25 protein-coding genes are annotated in these 23,966 nt (G+C 41.8%); 11 read left to right on the top strand and 14 right to left on the bottom strand.

Features of this window, described 5'->3' with window-relative positions:
• Positions 1-221 precede the first annotated feature (221 nt).
• The 6 genes from L4D09_RS22940 (at position 222) to L4D09_RS22915 (ending at position 5,245) form a co-directional block, all read left to right on the top strand.
• The gene (locus L4D09_RS22940; RefSeq protein ID WP_428459860.1) at positions 222-551 is read left to right on the top strand and encodes a hypothetical protein; all 330 of its coding nucleotides are present in this window, start codon (positions 222-224) and stop codon (positions 549-551) included.
• A gap of 91 nt (positions 552-642) precedes the next feature.
• Positions 643-1,098, top strand: coding sequence for an META domain-containing protein (locus L4D09_RS22935; RefSeq protein ID WP_428459859.1), 456 nt, complete (start codon positions 643-645; stop codon positions 1,096-1,098).
• Positions 1,099-1,140: 42 nt separating this feature from the next.
• On the top strand, positions 1,141-2,178 hold the full coding sequence (locus L4D09_RS22930) for a hypothetical protein (RefSeq protein WP_428459858.1): 1,038 nt from the start codon (positions 1,141-1,143) through the stop codon (positions 2,176-2,178).
• Between the two features lie 104 nt (positions 2,179-2,282).
• Positions 2,283-2,765, top strand: a complete 483-nt coding sequence (locus tag L4D09_RS22925; protein ID WP_428459857.1) for a CreA family protein — start codon at positions 2,283-2,285, stop codon at positions 2,763-2,765.
• A gap of 407 nt (positions 2,766-3,172) precedes the next feature.
• Positions 3,173-3,913: a glycerophosphoryl diester phosphodiesterase gene (locus L4D09_RS22920; protein ID WP_428459856.1), complete on the top strand. Its 741-nt coding sequence runs from the start codon at positions 3,173-3,175 to the stop codon at positions 3,911-3,913.
• A 45-nt stretch (positions 3,914-3,958) separates the two neighbouring features.
• Positions 3,959-5,245: an MFS transporter gene (locus L4D09_RS22915; RefSeq protein ID WP_428459855.1), complete on the top strand. Its 1,287-nt coding sequence runs from the start codon at positions 3,959-3,961 to the stop codon at positions 5,243-5,245.
• Between the two features lie 235 nt (positions 5,246-5,480).
• Here L4D09_RS22915 and L4D09_RS22910 read toward each other — a convergent pair whose 3' ends face one another.
• The 4 genes from L4D09_RS22910 to L4D09_RS22895 are packed head-to-tail and all read right to left on the bottom strand — an operon-like array spanning position 5,481 to position 10,281.
• Positions 5,481-6,650 (bottom strand): ABC transporter permease, encoded by a 1,170-nt coding sequence (locus L4D09_RS22910; RefSeq protein ID WP_428459854.1) that lies wholly within the window; start codon positions 6,648-6,650, stop codon positions 5,481-5,483.
• Positions 6,650-7,858 carry an ABC transporter permease gene (locus tag L4D09_RS22905; protein ID WP_428459853.1) on the bottom strand — a complete coding sequence of 403 codons (1,209 nt, stop codon included), beginning with the start codon at positions 7,856-7,858 and terminating at the stop codon, positions 6,650-6,652. Before L4D09_RS22905 ends, L4D09_RS22910 begins: the two co-directional genes overlap by 1 nt.
• Positions 7,859-7,864: 6 nt before the next feature.
• A complete protein-coding gene (locus L4D09_RS22900; RefSeq protein ID WP_428459852.1) occupies positions 7,865-8,839 on the bottom strand; it encodes an HlyD family secretion protein in 975 nt (324 codons plus the stop codon).
• A complete protein-coding gene (locus tag L4D09_RS22895) occupies positions 8,836-10,281 on the bottom strand; it encodes a TolC family protein (RefSeq protein WP_428459851.1) in 1,446 nt (481 codons plus the stop codon). Before L4D09_RS22895 ends, L4D09_RS22900 begins: the two co-directional genes overlap by 4 nt.
• Before the next feature lie 394 nt (positions 10,282-10,675).
• Here L4D09_RS22895 and L4D09_RS22890 point away from each other — a divergent pair, with 394 nt between their 5' ends.
• Positions 10,676-11,848 carry a cation:proton antiporter domain-containing protein gene (locus L4D09_RS22890; protein WP_428459850.1) on the top strand — a complete coding sequence of 391 codons (1,173 nt, stop codon included), beginning with the start codon at positions 10,676-10,678 and terminating at the stop codon, positions 11,846-11,848.
• 61 nt (positions 11,849-11,909) lie between these two features.
• Here the strand turns inward: L4D09_RS22890 and L4D09_RS22885 are convergent, their stop codons facing one another.
• Complete coding sequence (locus L4D09_RS22885) at positions 11,910-12,539, bottom strand: hypothetical protein (protein WP_428459849.1); 630 nt, start codon at positions 12,537-12,539, stop codon at positions 11,910-11,912.
• Between the two features lie 179 nt (positions 12,540-12,718).
• Between L4D09_RS22885 and L4D09_RS22880 the strand changes: the two genes are divergently transcribed.
• Positions 12,719-13,147 (top strand): hypothetical protein, encoded by a 429-nt coding sequence (locus L4D09_RS22880; RefSeq protein ID WP_428459848.1) that lies wholly within the window; start codon positions 12,719-12,721, stop codon positions 13,145-13,147.
• Positions 13,148-13,354: 207 nt separating this feature from the next.
• Here the strand turns inward: L4D09_RS22880 and L4D09_RS22875 are convergent, their stop codons facing one another.
• Both L4D09_RS22875 and L4D09_RS22870 read right to left on the bottom strand, forming a co-directional pair.
• Entirely contained in the window at positions 13,355-14,578 is a 1,224-nt protein-coding gene (locus L4D09_RS22875) for an HlyD family secretion protein (RefSeq protein WP_428459847.1), read from the bottom strand.
• Positions 14,571-14,969 (bottom strand): MFS transporter, encoded by a 399-nt coding sequence (locus tag L4D09_RS22870; RefSeq protein ID WP_428459846.1) that lies wholly within the window; start codon positions 14,967-14,969, stop codon positions 14,571-14,573. Before L4D09_RS22870 ends, L4D09_RS22875 begins: the two co-directional genes overlap by 8 nt.
• A gap of 174 nt (positions 14,970-15,143) precedes the next feature.
• Between L4D09_RS22870 and L4D09_RS22865 the strand changes: the two genes are divergently transcribed.
• Positions 15,144-16,175 carry an AraC family transcriptional regulator gene (locus tag L4D09_RS22865; protein WP_428459845.1) on the top strand — a complete coding sequence of 344 codons (1,032 nt, stop codon included), beginning with the start codon at positions 15,144-15,146 and terminating at the stop codon, positions 16,173-16,175.
• Between the two features lie 8 nt (positions 16,176-16,183).
• Here the strand turns inward: L4D09_RS22865 and L4D09_RS22860 are convergent, their stop codons facing one another.
• From L4D09_RS22860 to L4D09_RS22845, 4 genes are all read right to left on the bottom strand, one after another.
• Positions 16,184-16,654, bottom strand: coding sequence for a hypothetical protein (locus L4D09_RS22860; RefSeq protein WP_428459844.1), 471 nt, complete (start codon positions 16,652-16,654; stop codon positions 16,184-16,186).
• A gap of 140 nt (positions 16,655-16,794) precedes the next feature.
• Positions 16,795-17,304 carry an outer membrane beta-barrel protein gene (locus tag L4D09_RS22855; RefSeq protein WP_428459843.1) on the bottom strand — a complete coding sequence of 170 codons (510 nt, stop codon included), beginning with the start codon at positions 17,302-17,304 and terminating at the stop codon, positions 16,795-16,797.
• A 416-nt stretch (positions 17,305-17,720) separates the two neighbouring features.
• A complete protein-coding gene (locus L4D09_RS22850) occupies positions 17,721-18,299 on the bottom strand; it encodes a porin family protein (RefSeq protein ID WP_428459842.1) in 579 nt (192 codons plus the stop codon).
• A 158-nt stretch (positions 18,300-18,457) separates the two neighbouring features.
• The gene (locus L4D09_RS22845) at positions 18,458-19,366 is read right to left on the bottom strand and encodes an AraC family transcriptional regulator (protein WP_428459841.1); all 909 of its coding nucleotides are present in this window, start codon (positions 19,364-19,366) and stop codon (positions 18,458-18,460) included.
• Positions 19,367-19,772: 406 nt separating this feature from the next.
• Between L4D09_RS22845 and L4D09_RS22840 the strand changes: the two genes are divergently transcribed.
• A complete protein-coding gene (locus L4D09_RS22840) occupies positions 19,773-20,777 on the top strand; it encodes a LacI family DNA-binding transcriptional regulator (RefSeq protein ID WP_428459840.1) in 1,005 nt (334 codons plus the stop codon).
• A gap of 182 nt (positions 20,778-20,959) precedes the next feature.
• Positions 20,960-21,184: a hypothetical protein gene (locus L4D09_RS22835; protein WP_428459839.1), complete on the top strand. Its 225-nt coding sequence runs from the start codon at positions 20,960-20,962 to the stop codon at positions 21,182-21,184.
• Between the two features lie 83 nt (positions 21,185-21,267).
• Here the strand turns inward: L4D09_RS22835 and L4D09_RS22830 are convergent, their stop codons facing one another.
• The 3 genes from L4D09_RS22830 to L4D09_RS22820 all read right to left on the bottom strand — a co-directional run bounded on the left by L4D09_RS22830 (position 21,268) and on the right by L4D09_RS22820 (position 23,960).
• Positions 21,268-22,461 (bottom strand): carbohydrate porin, encoded by a 1,194-nt coding sequence (locus L4D09_RS22830; RefSeq protein WP_428459838.1) that lies wholly within the window; start codon positions 22,459-22,461, stop codon positions 21,268-21,270.
• A gap of 204 nt (positions 22,462-22,665) precedes the next feature.
• Positions 22,666-22,995, bottom strand: coding sequence for a PTS lactose/cellobiose transporter subunit IIA (locus L4D09_RS22825; protein WP_428459837.1), 330 nt, complete (start codon positions 22,993-22,995; stop codon positions 22,666-22,668).
• A gap of 26 nt (positions 22,996-23,021) precedes the next feature.
• Positions 23,022-23,960 carry an ROK family protein gene (locus tag L4D09_RS22820; protein ID WP_428459836.1) on the bottom strand — a complete coding sequence of 313 codons (939 nt, stop codon included), beginning with the start codon at positions 23,958-23,960 and terminating at the stop codon, positions 23,022-23,024.
• Between the last annotated feature and the right edge of the window lie 6 nt (positions 23,961-23,966).

Below are 23,966 nucleotides of genomic sequence, written 5' to 3'. Positions count from 1 at the left end.
TGCCTGTGCCGTAAATGTTTATCGACATTACCGCTATTAAATAGCTAATAAATTAAAAGCTCAGCAGTTTACCCATACATATTGAAGGGTAATATAATTTGTTAACGAAGCTTTCTTATTTACCAAGTTATAAAAAACAGACACCGCCTCTATTTTTTTGAGTTATAGCGGTCGTTTCAATCACTATAAGCACCGCTGCCAATTTTATTGATGAAGGATACATGCTAAAGCTACGTTTATTATTTCCTGTTATCGCCTTTATGGCGATGAAAGCTAACGCAACAACTTTTCTACCTGATAATGAAATGATTTGTCTGAAAGAAATGGAAAAACTCATCGGCAAACAACAAATGTTGTTCAGTGATAGTCAGTCGAGCCAAGAGGTTCGTCGAAACGCTGAACGAGCAATTGATTTCACTCGAGAGGTCTTCGCAGAAAATAACAGTTATTGCGATGCCCAACGAGCTCTTCAAGCCTATGAAAACAAGCAAGAGTCAGGATTACGATTGCAAGAGGGCGAAGTCAATCGCTTTGGGCGAAGCTTTTTATAACTATTCGATAAGATTCTGATATTTACCGAAAAGTGCTACTATTATACCAATCTTAAAGAAATTTAGGTCTTTAATCATTTAGGTGATATCTATGAAAAAGTGGCTAATCGCATTATCAGCAGTTCCTCTCTTCTTAATGGGCTGCGAAGCTGAAGTTACTCAAGGTTTTTCTGAAAAAAACCTCCAGCAAAGCTGGGTACTCACCAAAGTCGATGGAAAAAATATTCTAATAGCAGAGCCGAGAACCGTTCCCGGTATGGCTATAGATGCCGATTTAAAAGTGTCAGGGTTTAGTGGTTGTAACCGCTTCTTTGGCCAGTTAGAGGTCACCGACGGCAATAAACTCCGCCTTAATGGCATGGGTTCCACCAAAATGATCTGTATTCAAGATGACCAAGCCACTGTGGAGGCAATTATGACCCAATCCCTACAAGCATGGAATAACGCGGCACTTGAAAACAACATTCTGACGCTAACCTCTGAACAGCATATTCTGACGTTTATGCCTGAAGAGATCACAGAAGATAATGAAGAAGTACAGCAATAATCATTTTCGGCCTTATTCACTTCTTCTATACACTGGTACATGATGCGCATCAGTAAACGTCAAGCCAAAACAATCAGCCAAGCCATCCAGCACTGGGAGGATGAGCAAACTATTCCTCCTGAAATGGCAAAAACCTTGCGTGATAGCTACACCGTGATTGGTTTCGATTGGAAGCTTATCGCGGTCTATTCCTTTTGGATTGCCATTACCTGCTTCATCATTTCTATTGGCGTGCTACTTGCCGATGATTATCTTATGGCATTACTGGCCAAATTGATTGATACACCTGCAAGCTTGCTTTCTGCTCTAAGTGCGCTTATTGCAGCTGCCGCATTCTGGGCCGGGCAACGACGCCGAAAAGTCGCTCCAGCTAAACAAATTAGTAATGAAGCCATTTATTTCTTTGGCGTATTGTTTACCGCTGTATCTCTCGGATTTTTACAAGAAACGTCATTGTTTATCCAGACCGAAACCGCTCCATTCCTTCTGTTATTGACGATGATCTATGTTGTACTCGGCCTCAAGCTGCCAAGTACCTTAGTTTGGCTATTTTCGCTATTCAGCTTTGCCTGGTGGGGGCTGGAGCAAAGCCACCTGTGGGAAACACCCAGCGGTCACTTTCTCGGATTAAATCAGCCTCTACGCCTTGTTTTTCTAGGTGTATTTGTCTTAATTTTTGCACACCTATTTACGCAACATGCACGTTATCAGCCCTTTATAGAGCCTACACGTTTCATAGGCTATCTCTATGTATTATTTGCCTTATGGTTGGTATCGATCATAGGTAATTACGGTGATGCCGCGGCTTGGTCTAAAGTCCCACAAATTACATTGCTCCATTGGGGTATTTTGTCTTGTGTTATATGCCTAGGACTTATTTACTATGGCATTAGTCAAGAAGACAAACTTGCTCGCAGCTTTGGTATCACTTTTTTATTAATCAATCTCTATACTCGATACTTTGAATACTTTTGGGATTCAATGCATAAAACAATCTTCTTCGCTATTCTTGCCCTCAGTTTTTGGTTTATTGGTACTCACGCCGAAAAATTGTGGCAACTCAGTCATAATAAATCTTAATTTTATTATGTGAGTGTTAGTAAAGACCCACGGCTAATACTTAAAGGCATTATCCATCTTGGTGACTAGCTGCTATCATCATGAAAAATGATGGAGAATAAATAATGAAATCAAAGTTATTGCTTGCGGGGCTAATCGCTACGACCACATTAATGGCTGGTTGCTCGGAGAATGAAGTGGGTGATGTGAGCTTGGGCATCTTTACCATGAAGGACATAAAAATTTCGAATTTGGATGACGATAAAATTCCAGGAATAACCTGTCACATCGCATCAGTTGAAGCTAATTTAAGTCTGGCAGACCCAAGTGATAGTTCAATCTCTTGCCGTCAAACCGGTGATATAACACCAGAGATGCTTGCGACTATTGATAAAAGTAAGTCTGGAGAAGTTGTCTTTAAAAAATCAAAAAGCATTTTCTTTAAGACAATGAAAGTTAGACGTATCTACGATGCAGAAAACCAAACCCTGCTCTACTTGTCTTACACAACTAAAGAGACAGAAGGAAGTTTCAAGCATAGCCTGTCTACAGTTCCGTTATGGGGAACTAAAGCTTACGTTCAGCCAACCACTGAAAGTACTCAGTAATTGCCACAGGCCAAACTACCTAAATTGTAAGATTCGGCATGATATGGGCGAGTATTTCGATAATACCGCCCCTGACATGCTCGTAAGTGAACAAAGTTACATCAAACCCTCATAAACACCTGCATATAGCTTTCCTAGCTTTTATCGAATAAGACAGATCACCCTTTGTTATGTATTGTATTGGACACAACGAGCCAAAACGATTGGTTATCGTTTATCTTCTCTAACAACTTACTGTTTATTTGATATTTTCTCTTTTTCGCTTATCTGCTAAACAGATCACACTTTGCCTGCCTTTTATTGCATTTATGTCACATTATTAATGCACTTCCACCTGTATATTTCCGACCACGACAAAACTCGTTCGAAAACAATAAAGCTCGTTCGAAAACAGTAAAGGTAACAAAATGAAAAAAGTATTTGCTCACCGTGGTATGTCAGCGTTAGCACCAGAGAATACGCTAGCCGCTTTTTCCATGTGCAAGCAATATGGTATTCAATGGATTGAATGTGATGTCGATATCTTAGCCGATGGAACGGTTGTACTTTCTCACGACGATACACTGGATCGTTGTACTGATCGCTGTGGTAGCTTGTATGATCTAACCAAAAGTGATTTACCAAGCATTGATGCTGGTAGTTGGTTCCATGACGATTTCATTAACGAACGAATCCCTACTTTAGAACAACTCGTTACTCTTGCTAATGAACATAAGCTCAACCTCAACGTTGAAATCAAGTCATGTACTGCTGGTTGGGATATGACAGAGAAGCTGCTTGATAATGTCATTACTGAACTACAAAAGCTTAATGAAGATCGAGAGCTAATAATATCAAGCTTTAACCATCTAGCACTAGCAGAATTCAAACGTCGTCGCCCTGATACCGCCATTGCGTGTTTATTTGAAGATGCAAACCTATGGGATGATTGGCACTCAATCATTCAAGCTTGCCAAGCTGAATATATTCACCCAGAAGATGTCAATTTAACCAAAGAAAAAGTACAGCAATTCAAAGCAGCCGGACTAAAAATCAACGTTTACACTGTAAATGATCTTGCGCGTGCCAATCAGCTATTCAATTGGGGCGTCGACGGTGTATTTACCGATATTGCGCACCAGTTCCCTTCTAAATATAAAAACGTATAACGTGAATCGTTCTTACAAGAATCGATAAGAAGAAGAAAGTATATTATGAATAAAATGATACAAAAAATAGGTTTTGACTCCAACAAACGATTTTATGGTTTTTTATCTGTTGTTATGTCAGGACAAATAATTTATTCCGCCTTTGAAGCATTTAAAGGTACATTTTATAACCTTTTACTCGATGTACTTAGTATTGATAATACGCAGATGGGGATATTATTTACCCTTATTGGCTCTGCGATGTTTTTCTATATCCCGGCTGGCTGGGTGAATAACCGCTTTTCTGTACGTTCCATTCTAATGAACAGCCTCATTGTCCGCTTCCTCAGCATGATGTTTATCATTGTGTTCCAGCCCGACTTTACCGTATTAGCAATTATTGCCGCTATATGGGGTATAACCGATGCGATATTCTGGCCTGCTGTTGTAAATGGCGTTACCTTGATGTCGGGAGACAACAACAAAGGTATGGCGTTTGGCTTACTTGAGTCTGTTCGCCGTGCAATGGAAATGAGCATGAATGCCGCTATTGTGGGTATCATGGCTTTAGTCGGCGGTTCGATCCTCGTCTTCAAGGGCGCGATTGTTTTCTACACCCTACTGATTATTCCAATGATCTTCCTTATCTGGAAATATGTGCCAGAAAATACATTGCATGTACAAGAAGGCGAAACTAAAAATAAAGCCGCGCTTAAAGGCCTTATCCATGTATTGAAGATGCCAACAGTATGGTTAGCTGCATTGACATCAATGACAGTATATTGGACATACATTACTCTCATTTATACCGTTCCTTACCTACAAGCGGTATTTGGCTTAAGCACCTCTCAAGCTGCGATGTTCGGTATTATCAATACAGGTGCAATGGGTGTCGTTGCCGGTTTAGTGGCAGGTTCAATCTCGGACTTCGTTTTTAAATCTTCAACTAAAATGATGATGTTTGCGCTTGGTTTAACTGCTTTGTGTTTGCTGGGTACTATTCTGATGCCAAAAACTGAAGGCATGTTAATGATGAACATGATCTTATTAATGGCATTCTCTTTCTCTATTTTCTTAGCCAAAGGTATTATTTTGGCTCCAGTAGCAGAAGCCGGGGTTCCTGAGCAATGCAGTGGTGCAGCCATGAGTGTTGGTTCATTTGCTGCCTACGCTTCTGTATTCTGGGCATACGCGCTTAATGGTTGGATCATTGATACTTTCGATAAAGTTGAAGCATATCAAATGATCTTCGGTATTGGCTTAACGGTCTCTGCTGCCGGCATGGTATGTGCGGGTATTCTGCTGATGGTGAAACGCCGCCAAAACACCCAAAAAGAAACCCAAATCGCTTAATTATACCAATCTGGATAAGTAATTGATCTAAGTATTACGCAGGAAAAATTGTTGTTATCAAGGCAGAGATTGCAGTAACTAGTGGTTCTAATTACAAAATCTCTAACGTAGAGAACAGCGGTTTTAACCAGTAATACTGATCAAGTACTTATGTAGGTTGGTATTACATAAGCTAACAAACAAAAAAGGGTGTCGCTTTGCGACACCCTTTTTTGTTTCCTTATTCCGCCCTGTACTAGCGTACTTTCACTGCAGGCCTTGCTCGTCTCTTTACCTTTAGCATTAACCACACGGCAATCGAACCATATATCACGACCTGTAACCAAAGTTGAGCCCAGTAACCAATCACTTGGTCAAAGCTTGCTCCCATTTGATTTAATCGTAAAAAGGCATTGATGGCTGGCGTAGATGGCACTAACTGAACCAAGGCCGTAATGGGTGCAGGGATAGCCTCTATAGGCCAAATAAAGCCTGTCGCAAAAACTATTGGCAGTGAACTAAGCAGTACCATTACCGTTACTAACTCTCGACGAGAAACCAACTGACCGAGGATCATACCTAAAAAGATAACAGCGAATAAAAACGGTAACACCATCGCAAGTAAATCGGATATTTCAGCTAAGCGATTAATATTGTAATAGCGAAAGCTAAAACCAAAGTAATACATCACTAATGGCAGGTAAATAAGGGTAAACGAGATACCTCGAACGACCAGCACCTGCCATGCTGGATAATGTAGCCAGTAACCGGATTTTCCCTCACGATAATGTTCATTCTGCCCTCCCCCCAGTAGCCCAACGGCAATGAGCAAGGTTTGATGCAAAATCAACACGAAGACTGCCGGAACAACATAATTTACATACCCCATTGTAGGGTTGAAAACAGGCTGAGCATTCACTTTAATCGCAGTATATTGTTCTGATGCTAGCGCAATATTCTCGCCAGACATTACCATGCGAGACACTTTAGCTTTGGCACTTAATGTACCACCAGCGGTGGCTAACCCTTCTGCAATGGTGCCATATACCAAGAAGTATGCCGCATCTCCCGCGTAAACAAGTGTCGGACTTTTTCCTAGCAACAAGTCACGGTTAAAATGTTGCGGGATCACCAGCAAGCCATCAACCTGACCATTATTCACAAGTGCCTTTGCCTCACCCAAGCTATGTGCTCGCGCTGCAATTTGCACCTGCGGGGTTGCATCAACCATACGTTCCAGCTCACGGCTTAATTGTGTTTGGTCTAAATTAACGACGGCAATAAGTTGGTTTCGAGGTAACTGGTTTGAATAAGGCAGTGGGTATAAAAAAGAATAAATTAATACCCCACCAAATATGGTAAATAAAATCGAAGGGTTAGTGAAAATAGCCCTAAGTTCAAATTTGAACAGTGAACGCCAACTCATCACTTACTCCCATTCTGGTTACACACAGTACCACCTTGTGCAAGCTGTAGTGATCGCCATACCACAACAACAAAACACAGAGAAAAAGCCAGCAAGGCCAGCAGCTGAGGCATCGCAAGTGCTAATGTTTGCCCCTGATTCACCTGATGAACTTGAACCTCAAGGTAGTGTGATACCGGCAGCATTGCCCGCCATACTTGAGCCAAAAACGGCATGTCACTCGCCGGAAAGGTAATACCGACAAACGCAAAAGCGGGCGCAGTAAAACCAGCTGCCATACTCATCGCTTTTGTCGCATCCAATGTCAGTAAGTAGAACAAGCAAGCAACTGCTTGGCACGCCAACACCATAAGCGATTGTGCAAGTATTAAAATGGCCCAATGACCATGCATCGGCCAACCTAGCACCCCATATAAGGCCGTTAAGAATATTCCCCCTTGCACCATAAACAGCAAGGTATACGGCAACAATTTAAGGGCTAAATTACGCACAGGCATACCTGACAGCCACTTACTAATACCCTGCTGCGAATTAGCACTGTTACGAGCTTCAAACGACAGGGCCATGATCGTGGTAATCACAATCGCAATTTGCCAGATAGCAGGAATAGCCGCAGAAACAATGAACTGGCCATAATGACTGTTGCTGTTATATAGCGGTGTAATTTGCGACCGTAAAGGCACTGCCTGCCCGAGGGCTTGGACCGGTACACTGTCACCACTTGCCATATTTTTCAGCGTATCTATTGAGGCGTTTAAGGTACCTTGTGCCTGTATCACAGCAGAATTCACAAGCTTAGCAATTAGAATAAACTGGCTGTTATAAAAAGTGGTGACCGTTGGTGATAGCCCTATTAGCGTCTGTTGTTCAAGCTTTGGGGGGATAACCAATAGTGCATAAATACCTCCCCCTCTCAGTGCTGCACTCCCCTCAGCGACAGAGGTATATCTCTCTGACACCGCTAACACAGGACTCGCATCATAATGGCGGACTAACTGCCGTGATAATTGACTATGGTCGAGATCGACGACTCCAATCGGTAAATTCCGTGCAATGCCGGTGGAGAATATCCCCCATAGCAACGTAAATAATAGTAACGGCAACCAAAAGGACATTGCAAAAATCCATCGGTCACCTTTGATTATCCGGCACTCTCTAGCAAGTTGTGCTAACACACTCACCTCACCCGTTTCTTGAGCTATTGTCATAAGCGATTACTCAACAATGATGCTCATACCAACACGTAAACCTTCGATCGGTTTAAGTGGACGAGCCTCAACCTCAAACGTTCGCAAGTCAAAGCCTTGGGTTGCATCGGTCGTGCGCCACGTTGCGAAATCCCCCATCACAGCCACATGCGTTACTTTGAACTGATGGCTTTCACTACCTAAAGCTGGGATAACCGCCTTAAACTCTGCACCTTTGTTGTAGTTTTTTAGGTTATCTTCACGCACATTGAATACCGCCCATGCATCGTTCATATCAACCACGCTCACAACTGGAAAACCTTGTGGGGCTAATTCACCAGCATGGAGCAGAACTTGTGCCACTTCACCGTCGTACCAGCTCTCAACCTGTGTATCTGCGGCATAAGCTTCCACTTCAGCAACAGCACCTGCTGCCATACGTGCTTTTTCAACGGCTGCACGCTTGGTTTCGTCTCGCGCCCCTTCTTTTGCCATTGCATACATCTGATAAGCTGCTCGCTCAGTAAATCGCGCAGCCTGCCATTGGGTATAAGCTTCGTCACGCTTTTGTTCAGCCATTACACCGTCTTCATAGAGGTTATCTACCCGTTGATAGGTTTTTTCCATCAAAGCAGCCGCCGCTTTAGCTTTTTGCCACTGATCACGCGCTGCCGCTATCTCTTGGCTGCGAGCGCCTTTTTCAGCTTGTGCCGCCATTGCCCCTGCAGCCTCTCGTCCGGCTTTTGCCTGTTCAAGCTTGGCGTCAATTTCTGGACTTAACAGGGTGAATATCAACTCACCGCGAGAAACTTGATCGCCTTTTCTTACCAAAACCTGCTCAATCCGTCCTGGTACTTTAGAAGAGATATTGTATTGCTGGGCCTCAATCTGCCCTTGCATACGTATTGGATCTGGCTGATAAGCTTGCCAGAAGGTAAACCCTAGCCAGCCAACAAGTGCCGCAACCGGAACAAGCATTGCAATAGACTTAAACTTACTCATGACTGAACCTCTATACCTTGATATTGCTGATATTGATTAAAACTATTAATTTCACCACTCACGGCCAGTAACCGGGTAAGAGAAATGACATACTGATATGCTGCGGCCGAACGCTGGGTTCTAACACCCGCTAAATACATTTCGGCATCTACAACATCAAGCGATGTTGATAAGCCCTGACTGAATGCTTTTTCACGTAAGCGGACATTTTCTTTGGCAAGCTGCAAACTTGAAGCTAAGCCGTTGTACTCTTCTAATGATTGCATTGCTTCGCGGTACGTTTTTTCAACCAACACCGTTAAATCTTGCTCTGCTTGAGCACGTAAGTAGTTCACTTGGGTGACTGCGCTATGGGCAGCTTTGACTTTCCCCGAGCGGCCAGAATTATCTAATAACGGAATATTTACCCCGACACCAACTGCCCAATCAGGTGCGGTTTTCGATGCCAATGTATCGTCTTCATGCAGGTTATAATTCCCGTACAGATACACTTCTGGGTAGTATTTCCCCTTTTCTGCATCAATCAACCCGCTGGCCTGCTTTTTCTTGGCATCAAGAATATGTAACCCAGGGTAATCAATCAGGGTCTTATCAATAAAAGCCGACATTGGCGGTAACGATGGATTGATAAACAGTGCTGTTGAAGGCATTGCTGGTGTATCAAGCTTCAACAATTTGGTTAACGCAACTTGCGCGATTTCCATATCTCGCTGGGCTTTTTGTCGCTCAACACGTGCTTTATCGTAAGAGGCTTCTGCTTGGAGTTTTTCGACCTTTGCTATCTGACCTTGCTGCTCAAGCTTTTTGGCATGTTCAAAATGTTTTTTCAGGCCTGATTCAACATCTAGACGTGCATCTAGCACTTGCTGTGTTAACGCAACACCGAAATAAAATTTTGAGAGATCTTCAAATGTTCCTTGCTGTTTCATTGCCAACAGATACTGAGCTTCTTCTGTTTGCCCTTTCGCAATATCTTGGGCAGCACTAATCCTGCCGCCGGTAAAAATCGGCCAAACAGCACGAATGGAACTGGTGAACACATCACGCTCAGTCAGCTGGGAAGTAAAAAGTGGGTCAAGCGAAGAGAGGTTAAGATTAAGCTTATCGCTAACCGCCATGCTATCAAACAAGTCTGAGGGTTTGATTTCAACGGCTTTATCAAGACGGGTATATTTTGCCGAGGCGGTTACTTTCGGAAGATACAGATCTTTTGCTGCATCTTGCATATGGCGAGTACGATCGACATTGGCGCGCTCTGCCGCCAAGCCGTCATTATTTTCAACTACAGCGCGCCACGCATCAAAAAAACTGACATTTTGACGAGCAGTATATGGCGTTGCTGTATTGGTTTTATTCTCACCATCAATTGGCGATACCGCAGCTGTTGCTGGCATAACAAAAGATGCACAACATATTAGCAAAGCGATGGGTTTTAGTTTCATTTTGTACCTTTCAGCCCAAAGGTGGCTAGATACTCAACATTTTAGAGTGAAAACTCTAAAATACAACCAAAACACTGAATGCTCAGTTAAATTAATGTAGATAAAAAAAGAGCGGGCTCAGCCCGCTGCATAAAATCCAAGCTCCTTCAAGGCACAAAAGTATCTTGAGGTAACTTAAATATAAGCCTAATCGACAACATCCTTGTTGCGAGAACCATTACAGAAATGAGATTATCACCACATTATTATACAGAACAGCGAACCGTATAATAAGTGTGACGCAGATCACTGTTGAGTCATAATAATAAACTCAATAAGAAACCAGACACCTAGGCGTAATAGGCTGTAATGAACCAAACTTAAATCCTGTTCCAGCAATATAGGCGTCGCATTTATGCAGATTGATTTAGCGCCGCTGATCTTTGAATTATGTGCAATTATTATCAGTGCTGCGATTCTTGGTACACTCTTTTTATATGCCTGCCAGCCCATTATTCTCGCCTATATCGCAGCTGGTATGCTTATAGGGCCACACGGCCTAAACCTTGTTACCAGTGCCGAAAATATTACGCAAATAGGCAACCTTGGGGTGATATTGCTACTCTTCTTAATTGGGCTAAACCTCCAACCTAAAAAGTTACTCAGCCTATTTAAAGAAAGTGCCATCATTACTCTCGGTACTTGTGCGTTTTTCTTCTTAATCACATTGCTGTTCTGTATATCTATCCAACTATCCGTTATTGACGCCATCATAGTGGCAGCTGCTATGATGTTTTCCAGCACGGTAATTGGCTTAAAGCTCATTCCAACCACGACGTTACATCACAAGCGCATGGGTGAAGTCATTACCAGTATTCTGCTGGTGCAGGATATTCTCGCCATTAGTGTGATCATCTTTTTCAACATGGGTGACGGGAACGACATGTTGTTGTCATTTGTGTTCATGCTTGGCAAGTTTGCCATGCTTTGCTTACTCGCATTTATGGGGGTTCGCTTTCTGATCTTACCGCTATTTCGTCGTTTCGATGTCATTCAGGAATACAGCTTCGTCACAACATTAGCTTGGTGTTTTTTCTGGGCCGAACTCAGTCACCAAGTGGGGCTATCATATGAAAGTGGGGCATTTATTGCGGGAATATCCATTGCAGTTAGCCAAGTCTCACAAGCTATTTCTGTACACCTAAAGCCCCTACGTGAGTTTTTTCTTATTCTGTTCTTTTTTGCTATCGGCGCAAGAATGACACTGGACCAAGCCAATATCTATGTTTTATGGGGCGGGGTTTTTGGCGTTATACTCGTCGCAGTAAAAGCATGGGGGTTTTCAAAGGCTCTCTCTTTAGCGAAAGAGAAAGACTCGATGAATAGAGAACTTAGTGCAAGGCTGAGTCAAGCCAGTGAGTTTTCATTCTTAGTCGCCTATGCGGCGATGCAAGCTAATTTACTCTCACCCGATGCTGCATTGTTTATCCAAGTGGCCACTATGACCACTTTTATCGTTTCAACCTATTGGGTCGTGAAACGCTTTCCAACCCCTATATCTACCGTGAGTAAACTTCGGCAAGACTGAGTTTGTTTACCATGAATCGTAGATAGTCCAGCCACCAGCTAATAATGGCCAAGACCGGAAGTTAGTCGGCAAAGGGTAAATAAGCGTCTAGCGCTATTTCACTACCATCAATGTACAGACGGACTAGAGTCGTCGTTGCAAAGCTATTGTCTGATGACTCATTTAATAGCCACGCATCAATATTCTCTAGCCCAAGTTGACTTGCTTGCTGGAAACTACTGTTATCCAAGAAAAAGTATTCACGATGAACAGTGAGATCATAGCGGTTAGCAAGCTTAAACATCTGATCATCAGTTGTTTGTCTACCTAATACTTGCAGACTAGCCAATACATCAAGTTTTTCATCAGCGACATGTAGTTTGGCAAATACATAATTCTGGCGTCGCAAGCCAGCAAGTATCGCATTGTAATTAACCAACGTTAAGGGGGCTCGATATTCGACCCTATTAACTTTACCATCAATAAAGTGTGCGCTATATAAGCCGGTATTGAGGTTAAATAAGCTGGTGTCATCGAAGCAATACGCGAGGTTTTCAGCATCACCGTCATGATATAACACCGAGCAATCAAACCCTTCAGCAATGGTACTGACATACTTAATATCATCACCGAATGCGATATCTTGCCGCAAGGCAACCTCTCTCGCCGAAACCGAAGAAAAGCCCAAAATCATTATGAGTAAAGTACCCATTTTGATTCTTTGGGTTAACGCTGATGAGGACAATTTCAATGACAAAGTAAACACTCCATACAAACAACCACCACAGTATAACGATGCTTTAAGCAAACAAAAAAGCAAATAAGAATTTTGTTGTCTAAAGTAAATAGAGCAAATCAGCACATACCAATAACTCTTTTAATGGACATAAAATGAGTACAATCGAAAAACAAGGATTAGAAAACGAATGGTTACTACTACAAAGTCAATTTGATGGGTATGAAAAGTATTCTCTGCTTATTAAGCTACTGAGTATTACCCTCTTGTGCTCGTTTTATTTATTCAGCGATGTCACCTTATTTACTGTCACCATTTTACTCATTTTGTGGATGCAGGATGCAATTTGGAAAACCTTTCAATCCAGAATAGAACCAAGGCTACTTGGCCTTGAACAATCAATAAAAAATGACATCATTGATGAAAATAGTGAGCCTCCATATCAGTTCAACAGCCAATATTATCAGTCTCGACCAAGCCAATTTGGATTAATAAAAGAATATATTTCGCAATCACTCAGACCAACCATCGCTTTTCCACATATTGTATTATTTACCCTTGCGGTTATAGCGTTGTTTGGCTAAGTCACTAGATCTAATCCTTCAATTGATCTTGAAGATAAAAATGCTATAGCGTTCGTTGTTTCAATGTTGAGGAGATATATAAAAAAAAAGCTGCAACTCCGTACTACCAGAAAATTGCAGCAAAGCCTACGGTCAGCAGAGTCGTAGTCAGTAAGTGGGTAGTTATCTCGCTACCCTGTCTTGTGCTTTATGTACAGGTCTTAAGCATTACATTGACCAAACATAGTAAATTTGTGATTTCATTCGAATAATAATCCCACGTATAACATCCAAGAATTGAAGGAAGCTGATTGGCTTTTCAGCACTTATCCATGCCAACCCCACCGAACCCACCGGTATGTCATAACCATCGTTTTCAACAAGCTTAAGTCGGACGAAATGATGTTTGTTCATCACATTCTGTCCTGTGGTTTGGCGAATACTGTCATCACGCGCCAATAGGCTTCCCTGTGCCTCACCTGTTGCTTCAATAATACCTTCAACTTCAGCATTGAAGATTTTTCCCGGATAGACAGCAGAGGTGAATYCAGCTTGTTGCCCAACTTTTACATTGCGAATAGCCTGATGGTTTACCCGCATCAGTACATACTTTTCATTGGTATACATCTGAATTCGTGGCAACGTACCAATGTATTGACCTTCGCGCATAATATAGTTGGTTAAGTACCCGTCTGATGGCGCATGGATTTTGGTGTTATCGAGATTCCATTGTGCCTGAGCAACATTCTCTCTTTCACTCGCGACATTAACGCGTTTGCTCTCAACCGTTAACCCTGCTTTTTCTAAAGCAAGCTTTGCTTTGTTTGACGATAATAACGATTTATCAAGTTGTGACTTCAAAGCAACTTGTTGTGCTTTCGCCACTTCTACCGCAGTACGCTGCTCATCCATTTTAGTTTCTGTAATGGTATGCTTCACCACACGGTTTTGCTCTTCGTAGCGTTTGAGTGTGGTTTGCTTCCATTTCAGCTCTTCTTCTGCAGCAACTAATTGATGCTTAGAGATTTCAATATCTTTCAGTGCCGCTTGGTAGCTTTCGGCGCTAATCCGTACTTCTTCTTTAGCAATCGACAACGTCACTGCGGCTGCATCTAAGCCGGCTTGAGCTTTATTGAGTGCAATTTGGTATTGCTCATCTTCAATGGTGTATACCAACTGACCTTTGGTGACTTGTTCATTCGGACGAACAAAAATCTGATCAACATTACCCTTTATTTTTGTTGAGCCCGGCCGCAGCTGCACATGTGGGGATTGCACCACTGAACCGCCAGATAAATCCATCGGTGCAAAGGTGATCAAGCCAACCCATACAAACAATAGCCAACCGCCACCACCAAGGTAGGCAAAACTTTGGGTGTACTTATTCCAAGGCATACCCACTAGGCGCAACAGGTATATGAATAATGCCCAAACCGCTAGACCCTCAAGCATTCTCAACCTCCGCGGCAGCAGTTTCGACAGTAGCCTTAACCGTTTTAGTTTGTACTACTGATGGTGAAGCCAGATCTTGTACTGGTGCGAGCGGATCACTCTCTCCTTTCCAAATATCACGGATCCGACGCAGTGCTTTTTCGCCATCGACAAATGCAATAATGACAGCAACTACCCAAACCCAATGCCAGATAAACCCTATCCATGTTAAAGCGGTGATTAATCCAATTTGATGGTGATCTTTTGTGTGCGCTTTTTGGATTGGTAACTCATGAATTCGCCAAAAACCGTAAACGACGGCGGCAATTGAACCCAGCAGTACAACAGCAGCTACTACATGCAAAGCAGTATCTACGCCACTATCAACAAAAGGCATGCTGACAAGACTCATAAAACATTCTCCGGTTCCACACAGTTATCTGCACGGATTTAATACGTTGTTTTTATGCATGCCAGTTTGAAGTGTATATAATAAGAGATCTTTCTTTTGGTTAGATTGGGTCACATTTGGTAAGGAAATGATACAATGTGACCATCTCGTAATCACAACAGCAAAGATTTGCCAATGCCAACGCCGCAATCTCTCTTTGATATATCATTCATTCGCTCTGTGTTTATGCAGCCTGTCGCAAAATCACTGGAAAAGCATTATCAAATACAGCTCCACCACCTCAACATACCCAGCCAGCTGATCTCAGAACAAATGACACTCATCCCGTTTGTTGATGTAAACAAGTGGCTTGAAGATATAGAGGAGATGGTTGGCGATGCTGCCTATATGGCAACACTCGCCCCCGATTTATCCTTTAATAATATGGATAAACTCGGCGATTGGCTTCTTTCTACCCCCGAGCTGGCATTGTCATTTCGCCGCATTAATTACGGCACTTCTTGCCTACAGTCAGGGGCATCGTTTCACGGTGAGCTTTCAGGAAAGATAATCAAATGGAGTTATGACAACCACTTTTCACAAGGAAGAGGTCGATTACATGACAGCCTGAGAATGGCGATTATGTTTACCAATACTCTCAGGCATTTTATGGGAGCTAACTATGCACCTAAAAACATTGAGATCAGTGGGCCTCGCTGCGGTAACGGAAGGTTTGAAGACTTTTTTGGTTGTAATATTCAATGGAATGCGCCAAGGACAAATGTCTGGCTAGACATTTCCATACTAGAGCACGGTAATACAGAACCTTTTCAATACAACCGACCTATGATGCTATCGAACCTCGAACTGGATGAGTTTTTAAATATGCCACAACCGCATGATACGGCCAAAGTTGTCTATGAAATGATTAACTACGCAAGGTTCTACGGTTACCCCAATATAGACTTTATTGCAGCGCGCTTTAAGCTTTCAAGGCAACAGTTTCAACGCCGATTACATGACTTTGGCTGGAGTTTTACCTCAGTATCAAGCTACGTACTCTGTAATCAGGCTATAAAATATATGCAAAAAGACATACCAATAAAAACCATAGCCTCACAGCTTGGCTACTCCAACGCTCAAAGCTTTAGCAAAGCTTTTAAACGTCAGCGTGGACAAACGCCCACGCAATATAAAGAGAATTTATTAGAGCGAAGCCGTGCTTAGCGATAACGTTACGCTTTGCGAGTACAGCTTAATGAAAAAGGTTGCTCTGGCGTTATATGGTGGCGCATATCAAACTCAGCTCGATCATTGCCATCAAACTGTGGCTGGAAGAAAATTCGATATCCTAATAAATCGCGACGAGAATCATAATTAAACGGGTCGATATTATAATAATCAACCGTTATATCTCGAGCCAGTTCTATCGGCCTTAATACGAACTCCTCACCGTTATTGTGATAGCTATAATTCACAGACAAGGTAAATTCCAATACAACTTTATTATTTTCTTTGTTTCTCAGCCACTCTTGAGAAGTAATCGTACCGTTAGTATGAAAGGTATAGCTCGTCCACTCCTGCACACCATTTGGTGTATCCGTACGCTGACAACGCCAAGTACCGCCTTCTAAATCTGGTGTAGCTTGAACACCAAAGGCCGTAACTCCTGCAATTAACATCCCTATTGCTAATATTGGCTTCATCCTATCACCCAAAAAATATATTCCATTACAATAGTTTATAGCAGCTAATACCCACCATTGACATAACAATGTTTAATGCGCATATCAAAAAGGGAGGCATAGCCTCCCTTTACAATAAAACTTTCAGCTATTAGCCCAGATTAAAAACGATAATCTACCGACCACACAACCTGCTGAGAGTAATCAATTTTTGTATTATTCTCGCTGTAGTCTTGATCTAAATAACGGTATGTTAGATCTGTTGACCAGCTGTCATTGATTTCATACATGGCACCAACTTGCCCACCCCAAACGAAATCTGTTGAGCTTTTACCATCAATTTTACTATCAGCAAAACCTGTTGATACACCAGCAAACAAGTTAACGTTCTGATGCACTGGAAGTAAATAATCATAAGAAGCTAAGAACATATTTTGTGATGACTTATCCATGTAGCTATATGTACCCATCACTCGGTGATGGTCATTCAAAATAGCACCACCACGTAATTGGTACGTTGCATCTTCACCGTTTTGAGCACCTTCCCCTTTAATGGTATCTTCTTGATAACCAATACCACCACCAATAAACCATTGAGCATCAGCAGCCAAAACAGGAGAAGCCGCGAAAACAGCTAGTACAATTGTTGATAGCGCAGTAATTTTTTTCATTTATAGCTCCTTAGACTTTCGGTTACGCATACTCTATAAAGCAGTAACCCAAAGAAATATTTATCTAGATTGTTTGCTCGCTATTTACGTTACACCTTTAACCTGTATGGAAACTTAAAATAAAAAACAATGTTTTATAGTCTGAATGGTCGCTGAATATGGATTGTAAAGATTTCAGGGTATAGCATTAAACCCATTGAATACTGGGTAAATAATTCATCTTTATACCCAATATTGMTGAATAAACACTGAGACTTTTAGACGACGAAAGCCAGCCCATTAAATCATTTGATAAAAATACGTTCAGTGTTTTAAATAAAACTTACAAAATTAGTTCAGTTGGCGATTTTTATTTATCTGCAAATACAAAAAGAGGGCTAAAAAGCCCTCTTCGTTATTCATTAGCTAAAACGTCATTAGAATTTGTAATCAAGTGACCAAACAACTTGTTGTGTATAGTCAACTTTATTGGATAGCTTGTCATAGTCCTGATCAAGCACACGGTACGTCAGATCTGTCGACCAATTATTATCGATGTTGTACTGAGCACCAACCTGGCCGCCCCATACAAAATCAGTTGAGTCTGCTTTCATTCCAAGCAACCCAGTTTCAATTTTATTATCAGCAAAACCTGCCGATACACCCGCAAACAGGTTAATATTTTGGTGAACAGGGATCAGATAATCATAAGATGCAAGGAACATGTTTTGAGTTTGCTTGTTCTCTAGCCCCGTAACACCACTGGTATACTTATCGTCAAAGTAGCTGTATGTACCTGTTACACGGTGATGATCGTTAATGATTGCACCAGCACGTAACTGATAAGTTGCCGATTCTGTATTCTTACTATGGTTGTTAAAGATACCCTCTTGTTTTATAGAGTCGTTCTGGTAACCAATACCACCACCAACAAACCAATCAACATTGTTAGCGAATGCAGGTGCTGCAGATAAAGTGGCTAGAATAAGAGTTGAAGCTACTGCGTACTTTTTCATAATTATTTTCCTACTTCCTTCGTAAAATGCGGCAACTCAGTGCTTGCCGTTTCAATAATGCACACTGTACAGAATAAACCTGAACCCAACCTTAAGAATAGAAAACACCGTTTTATTGTAATTAATTATTAATAGAAGTAGGAAAAAACTTCACAAACTCATGAGATTCCAATATGCGAAGCCTTGCTTGGTGGCAAACCAAAATAACGCTTAAATTCACGGCTAAATTGGGTTGGGCTTTCATAGCCCACTTTCACTGCCGCAACATTTGCCGGCATCCCTTCTTGCGCCATCATGGTTTTGGCGCGATTTAATCGAATTTTTTTAATGTATTGCAACGGTGGATCTGTCACAACTTGCTTAAATGCTCGGTGAAAAGCTGACACACTCATTCCAGCCATTGCGGCTAAATCATCAATCGACAGTTTTTGCTCATAGTTAAGCTGGACGTGATTAATGACCTTAGATACGCGTGCTAACGTTGTATCGTGCTTACTGTACTGCGCGAGTAAATAGCCCTGCTCGCTTTTCAACAACTGATAATAAAACTCACGCAGGAGCTGTTTCCCTATTACTCTTGCGTCTAATGGGCTATCTAAGCAGCTAAGTAAGCGGCAGATGCACTCTTGAATGGCTGGCGTAATTGGGGTTACAGCCACACCACGTCCATTGTCAAAATCACTTACAATACTGTGGCTTTCTTGACTCTGAGCATACTGCTCAACCGTATCAACCAACTCTTGAATCACAGTAAGATCAAAATCAATATCCAACCCGATTAATGGCTCTTGCTCTGAAGCAAAAGTCTCACAAGCGATTGGATATGGTGTTGATACTATCAGACAATTTTCAGTGTCATATTCAAACTGATAGTCATTTAGGTGGCCAACCTTATTGCCCTGCAAAATAACCACTACACCTTGTTGGTACATCTGGGGTGTCAGCTTATGGTATTTATTAATTCTAAATAGCCGTACCCCTGATAATTCAGTATCAACAATGCCCGGCTCTGCTGAAAGGCCAAAGTAATGACATAAATCGTTCGCCTTCAGTGCACATTGGTTCATAAAGCATCTCCGTTCAAGGTGTCGCTTCACATTATCGAAGTCGCAGTAGTGATAGATCAAACCATTTCGTGCTAAAAAACAGAATTAGGCAATAAATGAATAAAATTAGGCAAGACCCGACTACGCTTCTACAGCGTAATGTGGCCAACTATGACCAAGAGCACATTATTAGAATCTTCAGCCCTTCGTGTCTCGCTAATACGATTTTAACTACAGTAATTTAGTACTATCAATTGCCTTTGCTCAATAGCAGTTGAACCTTTTATTTTTACCGGTTTCAGCAGCACATCGGTTATGGTATTGTCTTTGTAAGGAAACCGGTTACATTGCCTGCAATATTAGTTCTGCTGGCTAAAATAATTCATAACAAACCTACCGGCCAGCATTCATATAACGAGAAATATACATGGCAACAATAAACGACATTAGTAAAATGGTTGGAGTGTCGAAAGCAACCGTATCTAGAGCCATTAATGGTACAGGTCAAGTTAGTGACAAAACCAAAAAGGCCATTTTTGAAGCTATGGACGAACTTAATTTTCGCCCTAACTCCTTAGCTCAAGCCCTTGCTACCAATAAATCTAATAGCATTGGTCTGGTTTTATCCGATTTTGATGGTAACTACTTCGGCCGCTTGTTAAAACAAGCCTCTCAAACAGCTGAAAAAACAGGGAAGCAACTCATTGTGACGGATGGTCACAATAGTGCTAAACGAGAGAAAGAGGCAATTCAATTCCTCGCCGATCGTAAGTGCGACGTAATCATTTTGTACACGAGAAAAATGTCTGTCGACGACATCATTGAACTTAAACGCTCGATTTCAATCCCAATCGTCAATGTAGGCCGAGATTTGCCTACATCAGCAGGCTATGCCATTGGTTTTGACCACAAACACGCGGCACAAATTGCTATTGAACATTTAATAGAACTTGGCCATGAAGACATCATTTATATCGGCCCTGAGCCCAAAACGCCAACGACTGAACTTCGACTCCAAGCTTTTGAAGAAACACTTGAACAGCACAAATTTACTGCGCAGGGTCGACACTTCGTTACCTCAGGTTTTACTGTCTATGGTGGTTATGAAGCATGCCAAGAACTCCTTAAGAGCAAAGTTTCATTTAGCGCTATTTTTGCTGCTAGTGATGATATTGCAATCGGTGCGATGAAGGCACTATCAGAAGCTGGTATAAAGGTACCGGAGCAAGTCTCTATCGTCGGCATCGATAATGAAGAGAAAAGTGCCTTTGTAACGCCTTCGCTAACGACAGTCGAACTACCGATAAAAACCATGACCCTGCACGCAATGCATATCGCACAGCAACTCGCTGAAGGCGAACCTGTTACTAATGGCTCAAAAACCTTCACAGGCGAGCTCATTTTACGTCATTCAGCTACTGCAAAAAAATAACACGTCCTAAGCTCAAGAGGTCGGCTATGGCCTCTCTGCTTCCTACCTTTACAACTACACACTTCACTGCTCTGCCGCCAATTGCATGCTTTTTTGCATAGTTATGCAAATAAAATATGCAGCTAGCAAAGTTCTGTCTAAAATTAAAATGCTAACCCGCAAACATACTCAAAGAGGCTCATATGAAGTGGTTTATTTCTATCTCTATAGCTGCTTTTATTGCTTTACCTGCCATGGCGACAAAAACACAAACTCCAGCACTCAAAGATGTGCAACAAGCTTGCGAATTAAAACGAGTGACACATCAATGCAGTATCGTTAATGAAAGTAAAGTCGAGAAAGGGCTCTGTATCGATGCTAAACGATACGGTTTAATCTGCTCACAAAGGAAAAGTGTCAATCTTTAGTCTTGCTGCTTTTCGTTTCAATCAATAATCCAGCCAATAAAAAGAGCAGCTGTTGCTGCTCTTTCTTTTAAGAGGCTACCTGATTACCACCAAGCTTCCCACATTGCACCCACTGCAAATGTGTCTCGATCGATATCTTTGTTTTTCAAAGAACCAGTCTCTGCATCGACGTTATTCTCGGCTTCACCGACAGTCGCGTAAAAACGCAGCATTGGGCGATCAGATGAGCTGTTACCGAAGCTAATATTCTGAGATAGCGTTACTTTCCATGCGGAGTTTTCATCAGACTCATCATAATCAACTAACGAGTAGCCAGCTTCTAACCACGTTGAGTGCACATCTGTCCACGCATAGGTTGGGCGAACAATTGCTGTATAGTTTGTGCGATTGATAGCTTTGTCGTCTCCATCGTATTTATGGTAACCCGCTAAATATTCGATAGCCGCACGGTCATCTAAGTCAAACGCACCTTCTAAACTTGCATACCAGATGGTTAGATCATCTGTTTTATTAAATACAGAAGTATCAGAGTTATCAGAGTAACGCACCATGAAATTATGGCCGTTATAATCTAAAACAGCTGCAACTTGATAAGCGGTGATATCTTCTTTACCTGGATCTGTTGAATCTTTAGCTTTATCAGAAGAAAAACCGTAGTTTGCATAAAGTGTTAAGCCTAGATCTTCCGTCAGATTAATACCGTGAAGTTTAGTGGTAATCGCATAGTTACCGCTATCACCTGTACCTTCATCAGCGGTCTGACCCACAGCGCCCATGTCGAAATAAACACCGCCAAGATTCAGGTTATAAAAACCTGCACCCTGTCCATCATGAGACATCCAAAAGTAATCATTGATCCCTTGTTGTGGACGTTGGTGGAAGTCTCTACCAGCCCAGATATAAAGATCTGGCTGAGAAGCAAATACACCCGATACGCCCGCGTAAAACTTCTTCAAGGCGATATCACCATACTCACCATCTTCTTTCCACCAGTTTTCCAGCATCACCACAACATCCCAATTAGTGCCATTGCTGCCATCAAAACCTTTTGAAAACTGGAACTCGCCGCCATTTGCCTCGTTACCTAATCGGCCAGCAGCACTGTCAGACATCTGCCCATCAGCCCTAACATAATCGTTGCCATTATCAGCATAATGCAGACCATAACGAGCATAGCCCGTAAAAGTTAAATCATTATTTGAATCAGCCTCTTCTGCAAAAATTGACGTGCTTGCCAAAAGTGTAGATATAACTACGGCTAATGGTAATAGTTTCATTATTTTACCCCTAAGAAAATTAAAGATGTAATAAGCTCTCACACGACATTTGTCGTATGACTTTTAATTTGAATTGAAATAAATTAAGTTCTATTTATATTTATTTTTCTTAATTTATAGGTACACCTACTCAATAACCATATAGAAAGAAGATGGCTTAATATATTTTAAACAAGGCCCTAACGGACCTTATTAATTTCATGATTATTTAGTTTGTAATGCTCGATGGATATCAATTAGCTCAGCAATTAGATCTTTTGCTAACATCGCTGTCATTATATGATCTTGAGCATGAACCATAATAAGGTTCACTGGTACTTTCCCTTCGCCTTCATCTAAGCCAATCAACTGCGTTTGTACATCATGAGCACGCTTTGATGCAGCTGCAGAGCGCTCAAGGCAATCATCGACCTTCGTCCAGTCTCCAGCTTTTGCCGCACGTAGCGCATCCATCGCAGATGACTTTGACTCACCAGCGTTGATAATAAGTTCCATAACAGTGCCTTCTAGCGCTTCACCCGTTAATAGACTCATGTTCTCTCCCATGCTTTTAAATGCCTTTATTTAGACATCGTAATAAAATGATAAACAGCACCAATAAGACCAGAGTCATTATTAAACTTTGCTGATTCAATCGTCACATAATCTGAAACCAATGTATCTTTTATTGCTCGTTCATGATTAATGATATTCTGAAACTTATCTGTTATCTTTTCTAATATTTCACGGCGTTCGCTTATCGCGCCACCAATAATTATTTTCTCTGGGTTTAAAATGAAAGTCAGGTTATATAAACCGATTGCTACATGCTCATAGAATGATTCAAGAACCCCCTGCGCAATAGCATCGCCCGCTTTGGCAAAGCTGAACACATCTCGTCCAGACACTTCTTCAAGGGTGAGCCCCCCTTTACGGAGTACATATTGGCGCCTTAACCCTTCTTTAACCGAAGCGGTAAAGCTCATCGTGGCGGGCAACTCTTGGTTGGCAAACAAATCACGCGTTAACATATAGCCGAATTCACCAGCCATATACCTGTGGCCTCTGACCAGTTGATTGTTGAAGTATATTGCGCCCCCAACCCCTGATCCTAAAGTGATACAGAGAAAATTCTCTGAATCAATTGCATTTCCTAACCATTTCTCAGCCAGAGCTACACAGTTAACGTCATTCTCTAGCTCAACAGACATTGCGAGTTTGCTTGTCATGATGTCTTTAAAGTTAATACCATAAAAGTCATCTATCGCGCCGCCTGTTTGCATATAGCCTGTATCAACATTAACGAAACCAGGCAATGAAAAGGCCGCACCTTCAAACTTATAACGGCGGCTGTACTTTTCCTTAATCGCGACAAGGCAATCAATAATAGCCTCACCGTTTAGCTCAGTCTCAACCTTGTCTTTATGCAGAATTTTGCCGTCTTGGTTAAGCACGCCATATTTAATGTTGGTGCCACCAATATCGTAAGCGAGATACAATTGCTCTTGTTTCATCATCATAAACCC

The organism is Photobacterium makurazakiensis (assembly GCF_050336715.1).
GTDB classification, from domain to species: Bacteria; Pseudomonadota; Gammaproteobacteria; order Enterobacterales; family Vibrionaceae; genus Photobacterium; species Photobacterium makurazakiensis.
Note: the sequence above shows the minus strand (reverse complement) of the source record. Positions and strands in the feature narration are given on the sequence as shown.